This is a genomic window from Arthrobacter globiformis, assembly GCF_030818015.1.
GTDB classification, from domain to species: domain Bacteria; phylum Actinomycetota; class Actinomycetes; order Actinomycetales; family Micrococcaceae; genus Arthrobacter; species Arthrobacter globiformis_C.
The window spans coordinates 2,427,476-2,447,380 of sequence record NZ_JAUSZX010000001.1; the positions used below are offsets into that span (position 1 = coordinate 2,427,476).

Consider the following 19,905-nt stretch of genomic DNA (forward strand, 5'->3'; position numbering starts at 1 on the left):
ACCTGCCTAGCTAGTGAAGCGACGCTGAAGTTCCTCCTCTACCTTTTCCAAGCTGCGGCCTTTGGTTTCGGGAATTGATCGGATGTAGAAGATGAGTGTTCCGATATTGATCACGGCGAAGAGGAAGAATGTAGAGCCTTGGATCGAGTCGATAAGGATGGGGAAGACCAAGGATACGATCGTGTTGGCGATCCAGACGAAGGAGATCGCGAGTCCGGTAGCGAATCCACGGATCCTCAACGGGAAGATCTCGGCCAGCAGGAGCCAGAAGATCGGCCCGATGCAGGCCTGCATGAACAGGAGGAATAGCAACATGCCTGCCAGGACGAGGTAGGAGCGAAGTGAAGACTCCGGCAAAAGGAAGAAGATGCCGATGAGAGCCAGTGCCGCGGTCAGTCCGGCTTGGCCAGTAATGATGATTGGACGCCGGCCAACTCCACGATGCAGCAGATAGATGCCCAGCAGGGTTGCGAGCACGGACACCACGCCGTTGCAGATGGTTGCCACCAGGGACGCTTGCGTATCCAGCCCCGTTGAAATCAGGACCGAAGGCGCGAAATACATGATGCTGTTGACGCCTGTTGTCTGTGAAAGGAATGCAATAGCAATCCCGAGGAAGACAAGTTTACGAATCCATGGTGTTTTGAGGTCCAGGATGCTGCCCGTTCTGCTCCCGGCGTCTTTTGCCGCCGATGCCTGCATCTCCTGAAGTTCGTCGTCGATAATGTCCGCCGGTCGCGTCCGGAGCAACGACTTTCGAGCTTCCTCAATGCGTCCTTTGCTGACCAGCCACCGCGCGGATTCCGGGACGAACAGCATGCCCAGCCAGAGGAGTACCGCGGGGACGGATGCCAGCATCAGCATTCCGCGCCAGATGTGTCCGTCGTCGGATATCGAACCGAGATATGCGTTCGAGCTGTAAGCGATGAGCTGGCCGGTAACGATCATCAGTTCGTTCACCGTGACAATCTGCCCGCGTCGTGAGGCTGGGGCGAGCTCGGCGAGGAAGACCGGCACAGTAGCCGAGGCTCCGCCCACGGCCAGACCGAGAATGAAGCGGGCAACTATGATTATGGCAGTGTTCGGAGCGATGGCACACCCGATGGCACCAATGAAGAAGATCACCGCGAGCAACATGATGTTGCGTTTGCGGCCCTGTCGATCCGAGAGGCGTCCGCCAAACAGCGCCCCAAACGCCGCCCCGAAAACGAGGGAAGCGGTCACAACGCCTTCTTGGGCGGCGGTGAGCTCCAGCCCGCCTGCGCTTCCAGGTAGTGTCATGAATGGGAGGGCGCCGCTGATGACGCCGGTGTCATAGCCGAACAGCAAGCCGCCAAGGGTCGCGATCGCAGTGATCAATCCCAGCTTCGGGCCAGTGGATTCGGTAATGCGGGGTTTTCCAAGTACAGGAGACGTCTGCGTCTGCATATTGGTCCTTTGTTTGGGAGGGTCAGATGCGGGCGGGAGCCCAGTCCGGGGCATCACGGAGCAGCACGGAACTCAGGAGTTCGGCAGACTTGCGGACGCCTTCGCCGGAGTTCACAAGGACGTCCTCGTGCTCGATGTTAAGCGGGCCGTTGTAGCCGACTGACCGCAGGCTGTAGACGAAGTCTGCCCAGAATGCGGCACCGCCGGGATGGCCTAGACCAAGGGTCACGTAGTTCCAGGATCGGTCCGTGGCACGGGCCGGGGGCAACGTGTCGAGAATGCCGTTGACTGCCGTGTTGGGCGTCTCAACGCGGGCGTCTTTGGCATGTACGTGGAAAATTGAGGAGCCCAGCGCGCGTATGACCGCAAGAATGTCCGCGCCCATCCACATGAGATGGGACGGATCGAGGTTTGCACCAACGACGTCGTCACCGACAATGCCCTGCAGCCGCTTCATTGTGGCCACATTGAAGACGAGTTGCCGCCCGTGCATTTCAACCGCCAGGCGAACGTTATGGCTTCTTGCGAATTCAGCGAGCTGAACCCAGTAGGGCTCTGCTACTTCTGACCATTGGTATTCGAGGATCTCAAGCGTCTCCGGCGGCCACGATGTAGTGATCCAGTTAGGCGCCTTCTCACCCCGCGCGCCGGGAAGCCCGGACATCAGAACAACCGTGGGCACGCCCATCTCGGAGGCCACCCTAATGGTGTCGCGCACGACCCTGTCGTGGGCAGGTCCGGTCACGGGATGGAGCTGATTTCCATTCGCGTTCAGTGCGCTGAGGGTGAGCCCGCGGGAGCGGATGGCTTCAGCTAGTGCCTTGCGTGCTGAGGTGCTGGAAACGAGCTGGTCGAGGTTTGCATGGGGGGAATCGGACCAGTTGCCGGTGGCGATCTCCACAGTGTCCATGCCAAGTTCGGCTGCAATATCGAGCACCTGCTCGAGCGGACGCGAACCCAGCGAGTCGGTAATTAGTCCGAGCTGCATGAGTGTTCCTTTCGTACGTCTTTGTGCGGAAATGAGGACGACCAGGCTATCTAAAGCTTTAGATCCCGATGTTAGTCTTAATGTCCTTACATATCAATAGCCTTGGAGCGTGGTACTCAGAGCATGGGGGAGGGGTCCGGGGGGAGGACGATGTCCTGTTCGTCGCCCCTTAGATGTCGAGGCGATGCCTGTCACGGTGCTGCCGATGACGTCCGATTGCGGCTCAACGTAGGCAGTGAGGCCTTTCGGTCACCCGCGCGGATCCTGTTGAAACCGCGAAGGGCTATGCCGTCGGGAACGCGGATACTGGCAGGCTGCAGTTCGAAAGCCACGCTCACGGTGTTGGACGTATCGGACCCGTGTGGGCTGAATGCCGCCAATGGCGGCGGGTTGCCTATGCGGGCGTTCATAGAACCAGGCGAGCCAAAGACCGGAGAACTTAGTTCCCATGTCCGCGCTGTCAGAAGCGGGAGGCGCTAGGATCATTCCATAGTGCCTAGTCATCATAAGAACGCCAGGCGAGTCGGAATCATTGACGTCGCGCGCGAAGCAGGCGTGTCAACGGCAACAGTCAGCTTCGTTCTCGCAGGAAAGGCGCCGGTGGCGGACGCCACGCGTGAACGGGTCCTGGAAGTGGTTCGCCAACTGGGCTACCAGCGCAACCGGCACGCCCGCGCACTGCGCCGCGGCGCGCCGAAGTCGCTATCAGCCGTGGTGCCGGACGTCACCAACCCTTTCTATGCGGAGCTCATCGCCGCCATCGAGAATGCGGCGAGCGGCAGGGGTTTCCTGCTCTCACTTATGAACTGCCAGCTGGATCGCGCCCGCGAGGTGTCTTATTTAGGCGCCGTATTCGACGAGGTGCCGGATGGGATTATCTATGTCCCCATGACAAGCGACGCTGTGCATGAAGTAGAGTCCCGCTTCAATTCCGGTCCGCCGATTGTCATCGTGGATGAGATAACGTCCCATGCGGGCGCCGGCGCGGTGTCCGTTGACAACGAAGCGGGGGCCCGCATGGTGGCGCGCCATTTTCGTTCACTCGGACGCCGGCGCGCGCTGGTAACCGGCCCGCCGCGGGGACTGCCGACGTCGGCAAGCCGAGCCGCAGGATTCATCGACGAAGCCGCGAAGGTAGGCCTTGAGGTAGCGCAGGCGGCGTTCGGTCAGGTCCGTACGTCCGACGCTGGTACCGTCGCAGCCGACATACTTATCGGTGATCGAACCATCGACGCCTACTTTGCCGGCAACGACGTCCTCGCCATCCAGGTTCTCTTCGAACTGCAGCGAGCCGGCATACGCGTGCCCGAGGATATCGCCATTTGCGGCTTCGACGGCATCGGCTGGGGGCAAATGATTACACCGCGGCTAACTACCGTGCGGCAACCGATCGAACAGATCGCGAATGCTGTCATGGATCTCATCTCAATACGGCAAGGCGAACACCAAGACATCGTCCTGCCCGTCGAGTTCATGCGTGGCCAGACAACGTAGCCTGGCGGTTTCGCTGTCGGCAGGATGACGATCGAACACCCACGTCAGAAATCAGCTCCCTCTTAAGCGAGTTCGCCGCAGCCAAGACCCCGTGGAATCATCGCAGAACCCGAGAACCCCGCCCGTATCTCGGGTAACCAAGGCCTGAACCGGCGCCTCCCGGGGCTCCGCCTGACTGCAGGGGCACTATGGCGGGCTGCGTAGCGCCTCTTCTGATTACGCACTGGTAACTGGCTGTAACCGAGCATTTCTGCCACGATCTGCGGGAACTTCGGTGACGGGTGCGCGGAGGGTTACGTTCCGTGGTCCCAGACAGTCTGGCGCCATGACCGAGTTGGGGTGGTGTGCCGCTTGTTGCGGCAGACGGGGAATAGCCTTTCCCTGTCGGAGCGGCCTGGCGGTTGCCGATTTGATCGTGAGCTTCTTGCGCAGGATACCTCCAAGCCCTCGCAAGCTACCAGCCCGGTATCACTCAGCCGCACAAAGAAGTCCGGCACATGTCCGCGGGCACGCTCGGTCCCTTTAGGCCACAGCACAGCAAAGGGCCGGGACGCGATGCCGACAACGTCCCTGTCGTGATCGGCAAGCATCGGGAAATCCCGCTCCAGCAAACTCTCAAAGCCCACATGCGAGCACGGCGTGTTGGACCACCACGAACCCCCATAATTACGCTTGCCAAGCCAAGGAAAAGAAGGAACGGACAGGCAGCGCAGACTCCAACCGCAGCGACGCCAAAGCCGAGAACACCGGCTCATCCAGCACGCGCCCTGACATCTGGACTGAAAACGGACAAACAAAGAAGTCAACCTCCCCTATCCCCCTGTGCTTTGAAGGCCGATATCCGGCCTTCCGTCGACCTAAGTGGTTTCCGCTGTCAGCTTGGGGTGTATTTCAACCTGATATGAGGATCCGCCCCACTACGCCTGTTCCCGGTGTCGCGACGCTTAAAGGCGGCCGCCGACTCGCTTGTGCTTGTCTACAAGGACATCCAGCCCATTGCTGGCCTTGGGCCGCAAAGAGGATCGCCCTCGACCGAGCCTCGGTCGAGGGCGATCCCCGAAGTGCGGGGCGTTACGCCAGCAGAGCAGCAGTGCCGTCGGAGAGCAGCCTCTAACGCTTATTGAGGCAGTTCCAGAGAACCGGTCCTCCGCCGAGGAGAAGGACCCCTACGGCTTGGAACCCTTCGCCTGGATCCCGCCGGGTGCAGTCCCGGAGAGCAGGTGCTCACCCTCCAGTACCTCGGGGTCGGCCGGAGCTACGGTGACACGCCCGGCCCGGCTGCCAGTCTCCGGGAGCGTGAAGTAGACGATGAGACTGAGGGAGACAATGGCGATCATGTAGACCGCGACGTACATGGGTTGTCCCGCGCCGACGAATGCGGCGGCGATCAGTGGTGCGGTGCCACCGAAGACGGCGATCACAATCTGATGCGCGAAACCAATGCCGGATACCCGGACTGAGGCCGGAAACAGCTCGGCCTGAATGGTCGGGTAAACGGACTGCCAGATACCGAGAACCACCCATCCGGATGCCGAAACCAGAACGTACGCCGAAGCCCGGCTGGTTCAGCAGCAGGAGCAAGGGGTAGAAGAGCACGATCATGCCGATGGCACCGATGATGGGGAAGATCTTGCGGCGGCCGAGTCGATCTGACAGCGCGCCGCAGACTGGCACGATGACGACGAGCAAGGCCAGCCCGATGACGCTCCCGGCCAGGGTGGAGGACAGGTCCCGGCCGGTGGTCAGCTTGGCGTAGGTGGGGAGGAAGGTGGCCCAGGTGTAGTAGGCCACTGCCGGGGCAGAGAGCGCCGCTGCCTGCAGCAGCGCCTTCGGGTGTTCGCGGAGCAGGTCCATCAGGCGCGCCCAGGCGGACTTTTGATCGACGAGGGTACTTGCCTCAAACTCAGGGGTCTCGTCTGCGCGGGCCCGCAGGATGAGACCGACGACGCCGAGGACGCCACCTACGAGGAAGGGAATGCGCCAGCCAAAGGAGGCGAGGTCGGCGGGAGCAAAGGATGAGGTCACCATCGCCGCGCCGCCGGTCGCTGCAAGGGTCGCGAGGCCGCTTGCCATGTTGGAGAACGAGCCGAACAGGCCCCTCCGGTTCGCGGGAGCGTGTTCGACCATGAACGCGATGGCGCTCTGCTGCTCAGTGCCGGCCGAGATTCCCTGGAGGATGCGTGCAACCAGAAAGAGCACCGGTGCTGCGTAGCCGATCGTCGCAAAAGGAGGTGTGAGGCCGATGATCAGAGCGCCGAGGGCCATCCCGGAGATGGACAGCGTCAGGATCAGCCGTCGGCCGAAGCGGTCGGCCAGGGGAGATGATAATGCCGCTGAGTGGGCGTACAACAAACCCGACAGCGTAAGTGAGCAGTGCTGCGACAAGGGATGCGAAGGGGGACTCGCTGGGGAAAATCTGTGTCGAGAACACCGCGGCCAGCAGCCCGTAGATGTACCAGTCGTACCATTCCACGAAGTGGCCGATGGTGCCTGCCACCATGTTGACGGGGCGGTGAGGGCGTTCGGACACTTCGGGAAGCTCCGAAGGGTCCGGGCTGCCGAAGGCTTCTTTTGAGGTCTTCATTGAACTCTCCATATTTTCACGTTTGCTGGGGGAGGGGTATTGGAATTTTCGGGAGAACCGCAACGACGTGGTGGGTCGGTCTTGCCCGCCTGTACCTCGCTCATGGGTATTGCCGAGGGCAAACTCCAGGGAGCCTATGCATCTGGCTGGTAATGAGATCGGATGCAGTGATCGCGTCGCTGAGATCGGTTGCAAGAAACAATACGTAGGGTAGGCGGGTCTGTGAACGAATTTTTTCGATTCGGAAACGAGGTCTCGATCTTGCGTCAGCGGCTGATAGGAGTACCTGCTGACGCCCTTGTTCGACGGCTCGGCGCGGACCGGGCTGGGCGAAGGGGCCGTGGCAAAGCCCGGGATGGCAGCCCGGGTGTTCGGTGTCAGGGGCTGCCTCTGGTGCTTAACGGCAAAGGCTATTCCGTCGAAGAGGAGACGCTCCGGGTTGGATCGACCTAATGCGGTGGCCGGCCCCGACCCTCAGGGGCCAAGGTGCGCGACGCCATCGGAAGCCTGCCGATTAATCGACCGCTGTTGGCCGGGGGAGGTCAGCGACCGGGGCAGGAACGACGTGGAACGTGCCTTGGCAAGCTTTAGCGGCGCCGCGGTATCACGCTGCGGTGAAAGGGCCCGCCGGAAGCTCACGCGCTATGGAACTTGCCGTCGCGCTGAGAGCGGAGCACAGCCGGCTTGACCCGCACGCCCCGGACTGAGCCGTTATCCCTCAATTGGCAGGGGCTTTTCGTTGTTGAGATCAAGGAATTGGACGCCGGACCAGGCGCAGTCCAGGCTGCCGTGCGCTGCCCAGTACTCGTCCCAATGCGCAAGTTTCCATCGGTCTCTTTCCAGGCCCCTTCGAATAAGTCGTTCCCGGAGAACGTCCTGGGGGACCTGTACCCGCACCACCGTGGTCTGCGAGGGGGGCCAGTGGAACTCTTCTGCGGCGCGCGCCAGGTAGTCCGGTACGGCGAAGTAAGCGCCGAAGGGTGCGTCAAGTACGACGGATCTTCCCAGCCGCAGGTTCACTCCTGCGACATCCATGAGTGTCTGGTACTCCAGGGGCAGCAGGTTTTCCCTCCGGGAGATTGCCCACCCGGCCATTCGTGTTCTCTACGACCAGGCCAACCTCACGTTCACCCACGACGAGACGTTCGAGGAGGCCTTTGCCGTCCAGGGCGACCTGATCGGTCACGTCCACGTGAAAGATCTCGTGTTCACCGATCCCAACGCGGCCTTCCGCGCCACGGAAACGGCCCGCGTCGACGCGTCCGAGCGCGCCGTCCGGTCACGTGTCATCGGCACCGGCGTCCTTCCCTGGCCCCAGATCCTCGCGGCGCTGCTGCGCCACGGCTACGATGACCTGCTGAGCATCGAGTACGAGTACCGCTGGCACCCGCAAGACCTCCCCACCCCCGAGGACGGATTCCGGGAATCCGCGACCACACTGCGCGGAATGCTCACTGATCTCGCTGAGATGGAGAACGCCCGATGAACGCCCAGCGTCTCCGCGTCGGCGTCATCGGCGCAGGCAATATCGCCACCATCGCCCAACTGCCCACACTCGTACAGCGCGACGATGTCGAGTTGGCAGCCCTGGTATCCTGCCGCGAGGACCCGGGAAACCTGGTCCGGCGCTGGGGCTTCGGCGCCGCCTACCGGTCCGTCGAGGACATGCTGGACGCGCAGGACCTGGACGCCGTCTTCGTCCTCACACCCCGGTCCGAACACGCCCACGCCGTCCAGCTGTGCCTTAACAATGACGTCGACGTGTTCTGCGAAAAACCCCTGGCGCCGGCCACCGAGGAGGCAGAACGTCTGGCGGACCTCGCCGACGAGCGCGGCCGCATCCTGATGGTCGACTTCAACCGCCGCTACGCACCTGTCTACACGGCAGGGCGTGAGGCGTTCGGTGAGAAAGGCGCTACCTTCTGCGTCGCGCAAAAGAACCGCCCCGGATCGGAATACCGCGCCACGTTCGAGAACGCCATCCACATGGTCGACCTGCTCCGCTGGTACTGCGGCGGCGAACCCGTGGACGTGGCCGCACACGCAGCCGGCGACGACCCCTGGGAAGAAGACGGCGTCGCAGCCATGATGCGATTCAGCACCGGCAACACCGGAGTGCTCATGGCAGCCCGAACAGCAGGTGCCTGGAACGAGAAACTCGACGCCTACGGCGACGGAAAGACCGTCGAAGTCAGGGCACCGGAAACCGTCTCGACCACCGTCTAGGGAGTCACCACCTCACGGGAGCTCAGCGCCGAGGCCTACGGCTGGGCCACAGCGACCGATACGCTCGGATTCTCCGCCGCCGTCCACCATTTCCTGGACCGGGTCGCCGACCGGGGCCCAGCCACTGACCTCCGGCCGCGAAGCCGTCCATACCCAGCGGCTGCTCGACCGGATCCTCGCCGCCTCCGGACTGCCCACAGAAGGACAAGAAGGCCGGCAATGGGCCAGCCACGCCACCAGCGCGAACAACAGCTAGTCAGCACGGGCACGTACGCCACCCTGGACCGGGGATGGCAGACAACAGGGCGTCAACAGTGCAGCAGAAGGTCAGGGCACGGAGCGACGCCCACTGAAGCAGCCGCGCCCGGAGCGATGGCACACTCTTTGAAAACACCTCAAGTAAGGACCTGGAAAGATGAAACGAGCAGCCCACCAGCCAGCCGCTGGGCAGCAACGGACAAGCGTCACGGACGGACGAGATCCTAGATTGAGCGCGCCGTCAGCGCAAATAATCCAGCCAGCGCAACTGAGGCAAAGTTCACGCCCCGGCGTAAGTGTTTGCACCGCGAGGACGCGCAGGGGAATTATGAGCGGTCTGGATGTTTCCTTTAGCCCCTTTTGAGCCACTCCCCCCAGCCGTTTTCGAACGCCGATAATGGAGATTCCGTCAAGCTAGCACGGGTCCAGTTGGTGCGTAGCGGCTTCCCGATATGGGCTTCAGGAGTGTGGTCGGGCCCAGGTGCTAGTACAGGGTTTCCCGGCTGATGCCGTAGTCACGGACAGGGCGGTTCCAGAACATCCCCGAGGGGTGCGCTGGAGCATCTGGCGGTGGCCCTTCCGGAGGCCTCGTCAGTGAAGGCCCGGAAAATCGAAGGTTAAGGGCGGGGAATGTGACCGCCGTGACGTGGTGCGCTGGTTAGCTCTTAGGCGGAGCCACCGAACCGCGGACTTGAAGCCGCGCTTCCAGGACATTGTGTTTCGGGACGGAAGTATCGCCTGCGATCCTCGCAAGGAGAAGCTCTGCGGCCATGGAGCCAATTCGGTGTACGGGTTGGTGGATCGTTGTGATGGCCGGTCGGGTGAACGTCATCCAGTCGAGGTCGTCGAAGCAGATGAGTGAGAGTTGGTCCGGGATTTGGAAGGTTGAATCGGCTATTGCCTGCATTGCTCCGATGGACATCGTTCCGTCGGCGGTGAATAGAGCCGTTGGTCGGTCGGCGGCTTGGAGCAGGAGAGCGGCCTCTTGGCGTGCGGCTTCAGAGGAGTAGGATCCGGCACGGCGGATAAGGCTTGGGTCGACAGGTATGCCGAAGTCTCGGTGGGCATCGAGGTATCCCTGGAGGCGCTGCCAGCTCGGATAGAGGGTTTCTCCGCTGGCTGAGAAGTGGGAAGCCTGTCGGATGAATTCGTCAAGGCTCCCGTTGTGACGTTGTTCGAGTTCGGCGATGATCGCTATTCGGCGATGTCCGGCGTTCAGCAGGTGGTTGACTGCTTCCCGGGCGGATCCCCTGTTGTCGACGGTCACTGAGTCGGCCGCCAGATTGTACGCCGCACGGTCAATCTGTACCGTGGGACAACCACCGGCTATGAGGTTGTGGAGGTGCTCGGAGCCTTGAACATCGCTTGGGGCAACAATGAGGCCATCTACGCGTTTTTCGAGCAGGAGTTGTACAGCTTCTCTTTCACGCTCAAGATCTTCATCGCTGTTGGTCAAGATAACGCCGAACCCGCGTGACCGTGCGACGTCGCCGATGCCGCGCAGGACCCTGGCGTAGAAGGCGTTATCGATGTCCGCGGCCACTACTCCTATGGTGTGGCTCTTGCCGGTGACGAGGCTGCGGGCAAGCGAGTTGGGCTTGTAGCCGAGTTTCTGGGCTGCAGTTCGTACCTTTGCCGCGACGTCGTCGCTGGTGTAGCCATAGTTGCCGAGAACCCGCCCCGCAGTGGCTGTGCTGACCCCGGCTTCAGCTGCGACCTGGGTGATGGTGATTCTCGCGGAGGTGGGCATTGGTATCTTTCCGTGGCTGTTTCGGCGTCGGGTTGTGGAAGTCTTGTCGCAAGCCGCAGGTCAGTAGCTTACCTGCCACATGCAGCAACGGCACGCTCCATTGTATGAGAACGTTCGCACATTTTCCAGTATCTTCCTGACGGTCTTTCTGCACCTACCCGCGCGCAGACAGCAGCGTCACGGTGCCCGCAAATGCAGGGCTCTGCGCCGTTGTCGCGGCTTGTCAAGGCGGATGAGGAAGCTCCTTGACGCGTGCCGAGAAAGAGATGTAGCTTACACATGACCTGATAACGCTCTCAGCTCAAAGGTGAGCAAGTAACCCCCTCTACAGATTGGAATGGAATGCGTATCCCTATTTCCCGGACGTTTCGCTTTGGCGCGATTGCGGCCTCCGCCGCCTTGGCGGTGAGCGTGCTGTCGGCGTGCGGCGGAGCTCCTGCATCCTCGTCAACGCAAGAGAATCCGTACGGCCTGATAGAGAAGGGCACGGTACGTGTTGCCAGCGTGGGGGACCTTAAGCCCTATACGTTCGCGGACGCGCAGGGTAATTTCACCGGCTTCGACGTCGAACTGTTCAAGGACGTGGCCCACCGCGCCGGCGTGGACAACGTGGTCTTCACCGGCCAGGACTTCTCCGCCATTCTTCCGGCCGTCGCCAACGGCCAGTTCGACGTCGGCGTAGCCGCCATCGGCATAACGGACAAGCGCAAGGAAACGGTGGACTTCTCCAACGGCTACCTGGCCGGCTACCTGACGGTCATCACCACCAAGGCCTCGGGCATCAAGAATGTGGACGGCCTTGCCGGCAAGCGCTTGGGCGTGGTTCAAGGGACGCTGCAGGAAGCGTATGCCGTGAAGAACTTTCCCTCCGCGAACCTGGTGCGCTTCCCGGACAACAACTCTGCCGTCGCTGCTGTGAACAGTGGCACCGCCGACGCCCACTTCCTGGACTATGAGTCTGCCAAGGCCTACGAGAAGCAGCACGGCCTGGTCAGCGCGGCGGACATCCCCTCCTTCGACGCCCCCGCAGGGTTCGCAGTCGCCAAGGACAAGCCCGCCTTCAAGGAAGCGCTGAACAAGGGCCTGGCCGAGGCGATGGAGGACGGCACCTGGAAGAAGCTCTACCAGAAGTGGTTCCCGGGCTCGCCGATGCCTGAGCAGTACCTGCCCAAGACAGAGCAGACTGCCATCCCGGCTCCGACCGCAAGCAAGTAAGCGGCGGCCGGACCGGCATAGCGCCGTTCCGGTCGGGCGGGCCGCACCCCGGCCCGCCCGGCACGGGAACCACTCGCCTGGCATCCGAATAGAACACTAACGTCTGAGAGCAATCAATGGACTGGTTCAACACCATCATCCGTACTTTCTTTGATTTCGGCGCAATGGCCGAAGTCCTGCCCCAACTCCTCGGAGTCGGGCTCCTGAACACCCTTATCATTTCCGTCGCCGCCACCATCATCGGCGTCGCGCTCGGCATGGTCGTCGCGGTCATGGGCATCTCACCGTCCAAATGGCTGCGGGTCCCTGCCCGGATCTACACAGACCTCTTCCGCGGCCTGCCCGCGATCCTCACCATCCTGCTGATTGGCCAGGGCTTCGCCCGGTTCAGCCAGTCGGTCTTCGGTCCCTCTCCATACCCGCTGGGGATCATCGCGCTGAGCCTGATCGCCAGTGCCTACATCGGCGAAATCTTCCGCGCCGGCATCCAAAGCGTCGACAAGGGCCAGGGTGAAGCCTGCCGTGCCCTGGGTATGAGCTACGCCAAATCGATGCGGCTCGTGGTGGTGCCGCAGGGTGTCCGCCGCGTCCTGCCGGCCCTGGTGAACCAGTTCATCGCCATCGTCAAGGACTCCTCCCTGGTCTACTTCCTGGGCCTGCTGGTCAGCGAACGCGAACTCTTCCGGGTAGGTCAGGACGCCGCCGTGCTCTCCGGGAACCTCTCGCCCCTGGTCATGGCCGGCATCTTCTACCTCGTCATCACCGTGCCCCTCACGCACCTGGTGAATTACTTTGACAGCCGCTTCCGCACCGGACGCCGCCGCCCCACCGCGCCCACGTCCGGCCTGAAGGAAGTCACCGAACTCGACGCGGCCTCGCCGCTGATCACCGGGAGCAACACATGAACCTCACAAGCGCCAGCACCAGCAAGCCGACCCCAAATAAGACGCCCGCACACAAAGCCCCGGACATCGAGACGTTCCACGGCTCCAGCCTGGAGCTGAAGAACCTGACCATGGCCTACGGGGACGTCGAAGTCCTCCGGAACGTCAGCCTCACGGTCGCCCCGGGCACCACCACCTGCATCATCGGCCCCTCGGGCTCGGGCAAGTCCACCCTGCTGCGGGGGGTCAACCGGCTGCATGAACCCAAGAGCGGCGACGTGCTGCTCGCCGGCGAAAGCGCACTGCAGGTCAAACCCGACATCCTGCGCGCCCGGATCGGCATGGTCTTCCAGCACTTCAACCTCTTCCCTGACCACACCGCACTCGAGAACGTGGCACTGGCCCTCTGGAGCGTCAAGGGCATGCCCAAGGCCGAGGCCAGGGAACGCGCCCGCCGCCGCCTCGCCGAAGTGGGCCTGGCCGAACGGGCCGACCACCGCCCCAGAGACCTCTCCGGCGGCCAGCAGCAGCGCGTCGCGATCGCCCGCGCACTGGCCATGGAACCGGAAGTGATGCTCTTCGATGAAGCCACTAGCGCCCTGGACCCGGAACTGGTCAAAGGCGTCCTGAACCTCATGGCAGGACTGGGCAAACGCGGCATGACCATGCTGGTGGTCACGCACGAGATGGGCTTCGCCCGCAAGGTCGCCGACCAGGTGGTCTTCATGGACGAAGGTGAAGTCGTTGAAGCCGGAACACCGTCCCAACTCTTCGACTACCCGCGCAGCGAACGCCTCCAGCGCTTCCTCTCCGAGGTGCTGTGATGGTGCAGCCCCGCATCGCTGCCGCCGGGGACAATGTTGTCGACTGCTATCGGGAACTGGGCACGATGTTCCCGGGAGGAAACACTCTCAATGTCTCAGTCTTCGCCGCCCGCTTCGGCGCTTCCTCGGCCTACCTGGGCCAAATAGCCGCTGACGCCGCTGGAGACGCCATAGCCACAGCTCTGCAGGATGAGGGAGTGGACACCTCCGGTCTGCGGCGCGTCCGGGGCTCCACGGCACACTGCGTGATTGGACATGATGCCCAGGGCGACAGGGTTTTTGTCTCCTCAGACTTGGGGGTATCCGTCTTCACTCCGTCAGCGGAGGACCTAGCACGCCTGAAGTCGTTCGACGCCATTCACGTGGGAGCTACCAGTGGACTGGACCCTTGGGTTCCAGCGTTTGCGGCAGAGACACGGCTCTCGTATGACTTGGGAACCCGCCATGACGCAGACCACATCAAACGTGTCGGCCGTTCGTGTTACCTCATCATCTTGTCCGGTGGGGGACTGGACGACGCCGCTTTCGAATCTCTCCTGGAGCAGGGCGAAGGCTCCGGAGCCACCTGGACACTGGTGACCCGTGGAACCGAAGGAGCGACACTCAGCAACGGCGGGCGACGCCGCTGGAAGAGCCAGGCGCACCGCGCGGATGGGGTCATCGACACCCTCGGCGCCGGTGACACGTTCTGCGCGCGGGTCCTGGTGGGCCTCCTTCGGAACGAAGATCCCAGCCACTTCCTACCCAAGGCAGCAGCTGCAGCTGCCCTGACGTGCACGCAATTTGGCGCCTTCGGCCACGGCGTACCCATCGCCTCCGAAATCGGAGCATCTACGACCTGCTGACCACTCAGCGTTCCAGGGCGAATGCCCATTCATCGAATCAGGAAAAGTAAGGAATAACATGACCGACGGCACCTTTATCGGAGTACAACCTGTCAAGGAAATCCCCGACAACCTGCGCAGCTCGCAGGAACATGCGCTCACCCTATGGCCCGAGATCGAATCCTTTGTAGCGGGGATCCCCGACCTTAAGCGCGTGTATCTCGTCGGAGCCGGAGGCTCCCTCTCCGGGCTGAACGCTGTGCAGTACCTCCTCGACAGGCGGAGCAAAATCCCTGCGACCTCCGTAAACTCCGGTGAGTTCTACCACCGCGGGTCTCCAGGAGTGGGTTCTGGCGCGTTCGTCATGGCGCTTTCCGCGGCTGGCACGACCCCTGAGACTGTTCGGGCAGCGTCTTGGGCCCAGGAGCGGGGGGCCGCTGTGGCAGCAGTGACATTGAATGCCGAGGGTGACCTGGCCAAGGCGGTCAACACCGCCTTCGTCGCGGAGACCGGGGACGGCAACCAGCTCCTCCTTCAGCTGGTGGCTCTTGCCATCCTGAAGCGTGAGGGCCAGGACGTGGCCGATGAACTTTCCGCACTTTCCGCGCTTCCTGCCGCCGCCGAAAAGGCCGTGCGGGCATTCGAACCCTTCGCCGCCAAGATCGCCGAAAACATGAAGGACGTTCCTGTCACCTACCTCATTGCTTCAGGGTCGCTGCAGGGGATGGGAACTACGTTTACGAGCTGCTTCCTTCAGGAAATGCAGTGGATGCACGCTGCAACCATCAACGCGAACGAGTTCTTCCAGGGCCCGTTTGAGGTCTTTGATAAGGAAACGAAGAGCATCCTGTACCTAAGCGAGGACGAAACGCGGCCCATGGCTGAGCGTGCGGAGCGCTTCCTCCAGAAGTACAGCGGAGAGACCTTCGTCATCGACAGCCGGGACCTGGAGCTGCCAGGCATCCCCGAAAACCAGCGCTCTTTCATAGCCCCGCTGGTCTTCTACACAATCGCCTTCCGCCTAGCGGCCCACTACGCGGCAGTGCGCGGATACTCCTTGGAAGGCCGCCGCTACATGTGGCAGTTCGCCTACTAACAACTTCGCGGACACCGAACAGAATACGCGAATTCGGTGTCCGCGAAGAAGCGCTTGGCCGTTCGTCAATCTAGGCCGCTGGGGGCGGGGATGTCCTATTCGTCCTTACAACGTAGGCCGAGCATTCCAAAGGCGCGCGTGATCTCATCCCGTGCCGCGTCCTCAACGTTTCCTTCGCGCAGCAGCCGCGCCGGCGGCACGTCTTCCAACTGATGCCCTGGAACCAGGCCTGGACGGGAGTCTGTGGAGAAAACGCTGCGACATAGACGCAGAAAGCAGCCCTTCTGGAGGCACTCCCCTGCCGATTTTCGAACGCGATAACCGGTGTTTCGTCAACCTAGGGGAGTTGGCCGGACGAGTCCTTCTCCACCTGCAGGCGATGCTGAGTACAGGAGCCCTGGCTAGTCTTCCTTGGCTTCTTCCAAGACCGCCCGCGCGGCTGCCGCGTCGTGAAGGTCCGGCAGGTACTTCTCCTGTTCTTCAATCTTGCGGCGGTAGAAGTCATAGGCGGCTTGTTTCGTGATCCCAGTGCTTCGCCGATCTGGGCCCACGTCGCGCCGGCCTCACACGCGGATTTCATGACGTACCAGCGCCTGCCCGTGAGCAGCTCGCGGCCTTTTTGCGTTCGCCAGCAGCGCCTCGAGGGCTGCGACTTCCGATACCTCCGCAAGGAAGTGTGCTGCGGCGGATTAAAGTAGGCACAATTCCAGAGTAAGCTGCGAAAGAACCAAACTATTGTTACCTCTGTTGCCTTCTGATATGTTCATCGCTGTGAAAACGATGATGTTTGGCACTGGTAACGATGTTCAACTCGAAATGCTTGCCGCGGCTCCTGCTGGCGTAGCCGGGCCCCGTCCTGCGCTGCTCTTTGTGCATGGGCTCGGCCATGACGCCGCATGCTGGCGCAACTGGATGCGAGCAGCTTCCGCTGACGGCCATGCGGCGTACTCTATCTCCCTCAGGGGCCACGGCGCGAGTGGTGGAAGCCTGCGCTCGGCGTGGCTGAAGGACTATGTTGCTGATGTCCTTCGTGCAGTCGAAGCTGTCGATGCTGATGAGCTCGTCCTGGTTGGGCACTCACTTGGTGGCTTGGTTGTGCAGCGGGTGTTGGCATTGCGGCCGGCGAAGGTGAGCGCGGGCGTGCTCGTTGGCTCCATCACTTCCGGTCCGGCCTTCGGGACGGTTATTTCGGTGCTGCGAAACCATCCCTGGCAGGCGATGCGGTTTCTTGCGGGTCGAAGCCTTCGGCTGCCCCCGGACATGCTGTTCGAGCGGATGGGCACCGAGGAGGCGGCGGAGATTTCTCGATCTCTTTGTGGCGAGTCACCCTGGGTCCAGTACCAGCTGCTTTTCCACCTCCCGTCGAAGGTGAAGTCTGCATATCCGCTGCTGTCCGTCTATAGCACGCACGACCGAATGGTGCCCGTGCGGTCGGCGCGCGCAACCGCACGGCGCTATGGCGCCGATGTGCGGGAGCTCGCCGGGATCGGGCATGACATGATGCTCGACGGCGGCTGGGAACAGCCCTGGAGCGTGATCAGTGACTGGTTGAAGGCGCTGCGGGTCGAGGCGATCTCCCATAAAGGGAGGCAAAGTGGTTGAGTGCCAAGACATCGGATTCTCGGTCTACGGGGGAGCGGTGTTGCGTGGCGGGCTGTACGTTCGACCGCCGTTAGTTAGTTACATCAGGGATTCCCTGGCCGTGCGCATACTATGTCTCATCTGGTAGCGGGGGCCTAATTGGATACGCCGAAAACCATTGCTTGAAAGAGCTGTATGGCCTATGCTTCTTTCAATCGCAGAGTTCACCTTTGTGTCCCCGAACACACTTGAGGGTTCGGTTGTCATGAGCAAGGCGCTGGGGAACAACCTAGACGGCAACCGCTCACAGAAGGCTGCGTGCCCCGATCCAAGAGCACTACGAGCTTCGAATCAGCTCAAGCACGCCAACGACGGCGTGCATCAGAAAGGCGAACAACATGGCAATAGGCAACGAGGCGTCAAAGACGACCGACCTCCGGACCTCGGCGTCCTCCCGCTTGACCGTTCAGGAATTACTCAACCAAGCGCCGCTGGGCAACAGGCGCCGCGCGATCATCCTTCTCGGGTTCCTGACCATGACCCTCGAAGGAGTTGAAATCGGCCTGTGGGGATTTATCTACCCCCAAATAGTCACCCAGTGGGGTACCTCGCTGGCAACAGTTACCACCATGGTGACACTGGGAGTTGTGGGGCTTACTGTCGGTTCGATGGTTGCCGGCCCGCTGTCCGACCAAATTGGGCGAAGGCTCCCCATCATCGTGGGTACGGCAGGATTCGGGCTCGCCACCCTAGGGGGCGCGCTGGCACAAAACGACCAGACGTTAGGAATCTTCCGGGTGGTGGCATGCCTGTTCCTCGGAGCGGTTATGCCCCTGGTCATCACGCTCGTGGCTGAGTTCGCGCCTGAAAAGCGGAAGGCCGCCATTGTGGCCATCACGTTCACCGGCTTCCCACTGGGAACAATAGTCACTGGCCTCCTGGCATCAACCATCATTCCCACCCTGGGCTGGCAGTGGCTGCTCGGGACCGGAACACTCCTCGCCTTGATCCTTCTGCCAGCACTGCTGTGGGGCCTGCCGGAATCCACCGTATTCATGATTCGACGGGGAGGCCGGACAGAAAACGTGACGAAGGTGCTGAGTGCCATCATTCCCGGTTTCGACATGAAGAGGGTGGATCTGACAGGCGCAGTCCGCAGCGGCGGTGCCAAGCCGGTTGGCGGCGTCAGGGCGGTACTGTCCAAGAAACTTGTGCTGGTATCGCTGCTAATCTGGCTTTGCTACTTCATCTGCGCCGCAGTGGTTTATATGTTCCTGAACTACCTGCCGCTAATCGTCAAGCAACTTAATATCGACGCCGCCGGCACAGGCAATGTGGTGTCGCTGTTCGGCCTCGGCGGTGTGATCGGAGCTTTGGCCATTGGTTTTGCCATGGAGAAGCTGGGCAAATATGTATCCCTCGGTGCGGCCTTCACGCTGGCCGCCGGAGCGGCCTGGATCCTTGCGTCAGTCAACCTGACCTTGCCCCTGCTGCTGGTTCTGGGCTTCACCATCGGCGTTGTGCTGGTGGGTGCCAACAGCGGCATGAACGCCCTGAGCACATCGGTTTTCCCCACTGAAGCCCGCGCAACCGGTGTGTCATGGATGCACAGCTTCGGCAAGGCCGGTTCCATCGTCAGCGGTCTGCTGGGTGGCGTGATGCTGGGCGCAGGATGGGGCGTGGACCAGATCTTCTTCGCCCTGGCCATTCCGCTGCTGGCGGGAGCTGGGGCCGTGGGTGCAGTCAGGGCGATGACCACACGCCGTTCACGTGCAGACTCGTAAGGCGGCCTGCATTTACCGACCCTGATCGTCGCATGGTCACCGGACCGCAGCGATACAGAGTCCAATTCGAGCCACCTTGCTCCTGCTCCAGAGCAAGGTGGCTCGGCTGTTTGCGGAGCCAGCCGGAGAGCAGTTTCGGTGAACACAAACTTCCGGACGGGATACCGGCGGGCATGCAAGCTGAGTTTTAGGGGCGGTGAACCGTCTGGGGAACCCTTCTTCTCCTGCCTCATCTTGTTTGCCTTAGGCTGACGTGATGGGCACGAGCATGTGGGTGAGCCTCTCGGGGATGGAGGCGGCCAGGGGCGCAGGTCCTTCGTGGAGCTGGGATCTGACTGTGAGGTTCTCCGGCAGCCAGGTAGTGCCTGCAGGAAGGGATTCACGGATCTGTTCCTCCAGTACCGGGGTCTCGCTGAAGCTGTGCAGGATGCCGGTGGTATATTCCTGGATCTGGCCGGTCAGGTGAGGTCGGACTACGTCCTTGTAGTGGGCTGAGAACCGTGTCCACCATGCCGCCCGCCCGGGCAGCCCCAGCCATTTTCCGGAACTGGCCTTTTGGTAATAAGCGGGGTCCCAAGAACGCTTGGGCGATGCTATTGCCTTTCGACCGTTCCATACGTAGCCTCTTCGTCCGCCACTCCAGCCGTAGTTCGCTGGCAGCGCCTCCGGCAGGTGCCGGCGGGAGAGGCGAGTGGCGTCCCGCACCGATGATTCCGTAGTGTCATGAACGACGACCTGGAACAAGGACCCCAGGCTGGAGTTCACAGCCGGGACCTCATCGGGGAGATCCTCCGGATCAAGAGGCTGTGGACCTTCCACCGTATAGCTGCTCCGGGCTCGCTTACCCCGTGAGACCAATCCCCGGGCAGCCCGCAGTACCTTGCGCCTGCCCCGCTCGGCGAGAACAGCGTTAGGCAGACACAAGGACCTCCGAGTGGAGTTGGACTCTCAGCAAGTCCCGCTCCACCC

General features: G+C 62.0%; 16 protein-coding genes. 10 read left to right on the forward strand and 6 right to left on the reverse strand.

Annotation, left to right across the window (positions count from 1 at the left end; genetic code table 11):
- Positions 1 to 6: 6 nt before the first annotated feature.
- Positions 7 to 1,428: a sugar porter family MFS transporter gene (locus QFZ23_RS11265; RefSeq protein ID WP_306922960.1), complete on the reverse strand. Its 1,422-nt coding sequence runs from the start codon at positions 1,426 to 1,428 to the stop codon at positions 7 to 9.
- Between the two features lie 22 nt (positions 1,429 to 1,450).
- Positions 1,451 to 2,416, reverse strand: coding sequence for a sugar phosphate isomerase/epimerase family protein (locus QFZ23_RS11270; RefSeq protein ID WP_306922961.1), 966 nt, complete (start codon positions 2,414 to 2,416; stop codon positions 1,451 to 1,453).
- A 492-nt stretch (positions 2,417 to 2,908) separates the two neighbouring features.
- On the opposite strand from QFZ23_RS11270, the gene QFZ23_RS11275 reads away from it, so the two are divergent.
- Positions 2,909 to 3,910 (forward strand): LacI family DNA-binding transcriptional regulator, encoded by a 1,002-nt coding sequence (locus tag QFZ23_RS11275; RefSeq protein ID WP_306922962.1) that lies wholly within the window; start codon positions 2,909 to 2,911, stop codon positions 3,908 to 3,910.
- 1,224 nt (positions 3,911 to 5,134) lie between these two features.
- On the opposite strand, the gene QFZ23_RS11280 is transcribed toward QFZ23_RS11275, so the two are convergent.
- On the reverse strand, positions 5,135 to 6,262 hold the full coding sequence (locus QFZ23_RS11280) for an MFS transporter (RefSeq protein WP_306922964.1): 1,128 nt from the start codon (positions 6,260 to 6,262) through the stop codon (positions 5,135 to 5,137).
- A 1,265-nt stretch (positions 6,263 to 7,527) separates the two neighbouring features.
- Between QFZ23_RS11280 and QFZ23_RS11285 the strand changes: the two genes are divergently transcribed.
- Together QFZ23_RS11285 and QFZ23_RS11290 are read left to right on the forward strand one after the other, a co-directional pair.
- Complete coding sequence (locus QFZ23_RS11285; RefSeq protein ID WP_306922966.1) at positions 7,528 to 7,980, forward strand: sugar phosphate isomerase/epimerase family protein; 453 nt, start codon at positions 7,528 to 7,530, stop codon at positions 7,978 to 7,980.
- Positions 7,977 to 8,720: a Gfo/Idh/MocA family protein gene (locus QFZ23_RS11290; protein WP_306922967.1), complete on the forward strand. Its 744-nt coding sequence runs from the start codon at positions 7,977 to 7,979 to the stop codon at positions 8,718 to 8,720. The genes QFZ23_RS11285 and QFZ23_RS11290 overlap by 4 nt, the downstream gene beginning before the upstream one ends.
- A gap of 916 nt (positions 8,721 to 9,636) precedes the next feature.
- Here QFZ23_RS11290 and QFZ23_RS11295 read toward each other — a convergent pair.
- Positions 9,637 to 10,728, reverse strand: a complete 1,092-nt coding sequence (locus QFZ23_RS11295) for a LacI family DNA-binding transcriptional regulator (protein ID WP_306922968.1) — start codon at positions 10,726 to 10,728, stop codon at positions 9,637 to 9,639.
- 342 nt (positions 10,729 to 11,070) lie between these two features.
- Between QFZ23_RS11295 and QFZ23_RS11300 the strand changes: the two genes are divergently transcribed.
- From QFZ23_RS11300 to QFZ23_RS11320, 5 genes are all read left to right on the forward strand, one after another.
- Entirely contained in the window at positions 11,071 to 11,943 is an 873-nt protein-coding gene (locus tag QFZ23_RS11300; RefSeq protein ID WP_306922970.1) for an ABC transporter substrate-binding protein, read from the forward strand.
- Positions 11,944 to 12,059: 116 nt separating this feature from the next.
- Positions 12,060 to 12,848 carry an amino acid ABC transporter permease gene (locus tag QFZ23_RS11305; RefSeq protein WP_306922972.1) on the forward strand — a complete coding sequence of 263 codons (789 nt, stop codon included), beginning with the start codon at positions 12,060 to 12,062 and terminating at the stop codon, positions 12,846 to 12,848.
- Positions 12,845 to 13,651, forward strand: a complete 807-nt coding sequence (locus QFZ23_RS11310) for an amino acid ABC transporter ATP-binding protein (RefSeq protein WP_306922974.1) — start codon at positions 12,845 to 12,847, stop codon at positions 13,649 to 13,651. Before QFZ23_RS11305 ends, QFZ23_RS11310 begins: the two co-directional genes overlap by 4 nt.
- Positions 13,651 to 14,496, forward strand: coding sequence for a PfkB family carbohydrate kinase (locus QFZ23_RS11315; RefSeq protein WP_306922976.1), 846 nt, complete (start codon positions 13,651 to 13,653; stop codon positions 14,494 to 14,496). The genes QFZ23_RS11310 and QFZ23_RS11315 overlap by 1 nt, the downstream gene beginning before the upstream one ends.
- Positions 14,497 to 14,554: 58 nt before the next feature.
- Positions 14,555 to 15,571 carry an SIS domain-containing protein gene (locus tag QFZ23_RS11320; RefSeq protein WP_306922978.1) on the forward strand — a complete coding sequence of 339 codons (1,017 nt, stop codon included), beginning with the start codon at positions 14,555 to 14,557 and terminating at the stop codon, positions 15,569 to 15,571.
- Positions 15,572 to 15,972: 401 nt separating this feature from the next.
- Here QFZ23_RS11320 and QFZ23_RS11325 read toward each other — a convergent pair whose 3' ends face one another.
- The gene (locus tag QFZ23_RS11325; protein ID WP_306922980.1) at positions 15,973 to 16,122 is read right to left on the reverse strand and encodes a hypothetical protein; all 150 of its coding nucleotides are present in this window, start codon (positions 16,120 to 16,122) and stop codon (positions 15,973 to 15,975) included.
- Positions 16,123 to 16,330: 208 nt separating this feature from the next.
- Here QFZ23_RS11325 and QFZ23_RS11330 point away from each other — a divergent pair, with 208 nt between their 5' ends.
- Positions 16,331 to 17,173: an alpha/beta hydrolase gene (locus QFZ23_RS11330; protein ID WP_306922982.1), complete on the forward strand. Its 843-nt coding sequence runs from the start codon at positions 16,331 to 16,333 to the stop codon at positions 17,171 to 17,173.
- Positions 17,174 to 17,550: 377 nt separating this feature from the next.
- Complete coding sequence (locus QFZ23_RS11335; RefSeq protein WP_306922984.1) at positions 17,551 to 18,936, forward strand: MFS transporter; 1,386 nt, start codon at positions 17,551 to 17,553, stop codon at positions 18,934 to 18,936.
- Between the two features lie 243 nt (positions 18,937 to 19,179).
- Here QFZ23_RS11335 and QFZ23_RS11340 read toward each other — a convergent pair whose 3' ends face one another.
- Positions 19,180 to 19,701, reverse strand: a complete 522-nt coding sequence (locus QFZ23_RS11340) for a hypothetical protein (protein WP_306922986.1) — start codon at positions 19,699 to 19,701, stop codon at positions 19,180 to 19,182.
- Between the last annotated feature and the right edge of the window lie 204 nt (positions 19,702 to 19,905).

Excerpts from the sequence above, each read along its gene's own strand:
- QFZ23_RS11265 (WP_306922960.1), bottom strand. The coding sequence starts at position 1,428 with ATGCAGACGCAGACGTCTCCTGTACTTGGAAAACCCCGCATTACCGAA.
- QFZ23_RS11270 (WP_306922961.1), bottom strand. The coding sequence starts at position 2,416 with ATGCAGCTCGGACTAATTACCGACTCGCTGGGTTCGCGTCCGCTCGAG.
- QFZ23_RS11285 (WP_306922966.1), top strand. The coding sequence starts at position 7,528 with ATGAGTGTCTGGTACTCCAGGGGCAGCAGGTTTTCCCTCCGGGAGATT.
- QFZ23_RS11290 (WP_306922967.1), top strand. The coding sequence starts at position 7,977 with ATGAACGCCCAGCGTCTCCGCGTCGGCGTCATCGGCGCAGGCAATATC.
- QFZ23_RS11295 (WP_306922968.1), bottom strand. The coding sequence starts at position 10,728 with ATGCCCACCTCCGCGAGAATCACCATCACCCAGGTCGCAGCTGAAGCC.
- QFZ23_RS11300 (WP_306922970.1), top strand. The coding sequence starts at position 11,071 with ATGCGTATCCCTATTTCCCGGACGTTTCGCTTTGGCGCGATTGCGGCC.
- QFZ23_RS11305 (WP_306922972.1), top strand. The coding sequence starts at position 12,060 with ATGGACTGGTTCAACACCATCATCCGTACTTTCTTTGATTTCGGCGCA.
- QFZ23_RS11310 (WP_306922974.1), top strand. The coding sequence starts at position 12,845 with ATGAACCTCACAAGCGCCAGCACCAGCAAGCCGACCCCAAATAAGACG.
- QFZ23_RS11315 (WP_306922976.1), top strand. The coding sequence starts at position 13,651 with ATGGTGCAGCCCCGCATCGCTGCCGCCGGGGACAATGTTGTCGACTGC.
- QFZ23_RS11320 (WP_306922978.1), top strand. The coding sequence starts at position 14,555 with ATGACCGACGGCACCTTTATCGGAGTACAACCTGTCAAGGAAATCCCC.
- QFZ23_RS11330 (WP_306922982.1), top strand. The coding sequence starts at position 16,331 with ATGTTCATCGCTGTGAAAACGATGATGTTTGGCACTGGTAACGATGTT.
- QFZ23_RS11335 (WP_306922984.1), top strand. The coding sequence starts at position 17,551 with ATGGCAATAGGCAACGAGGCGTCAAAGACGACCGACCTCCGGACCTCG.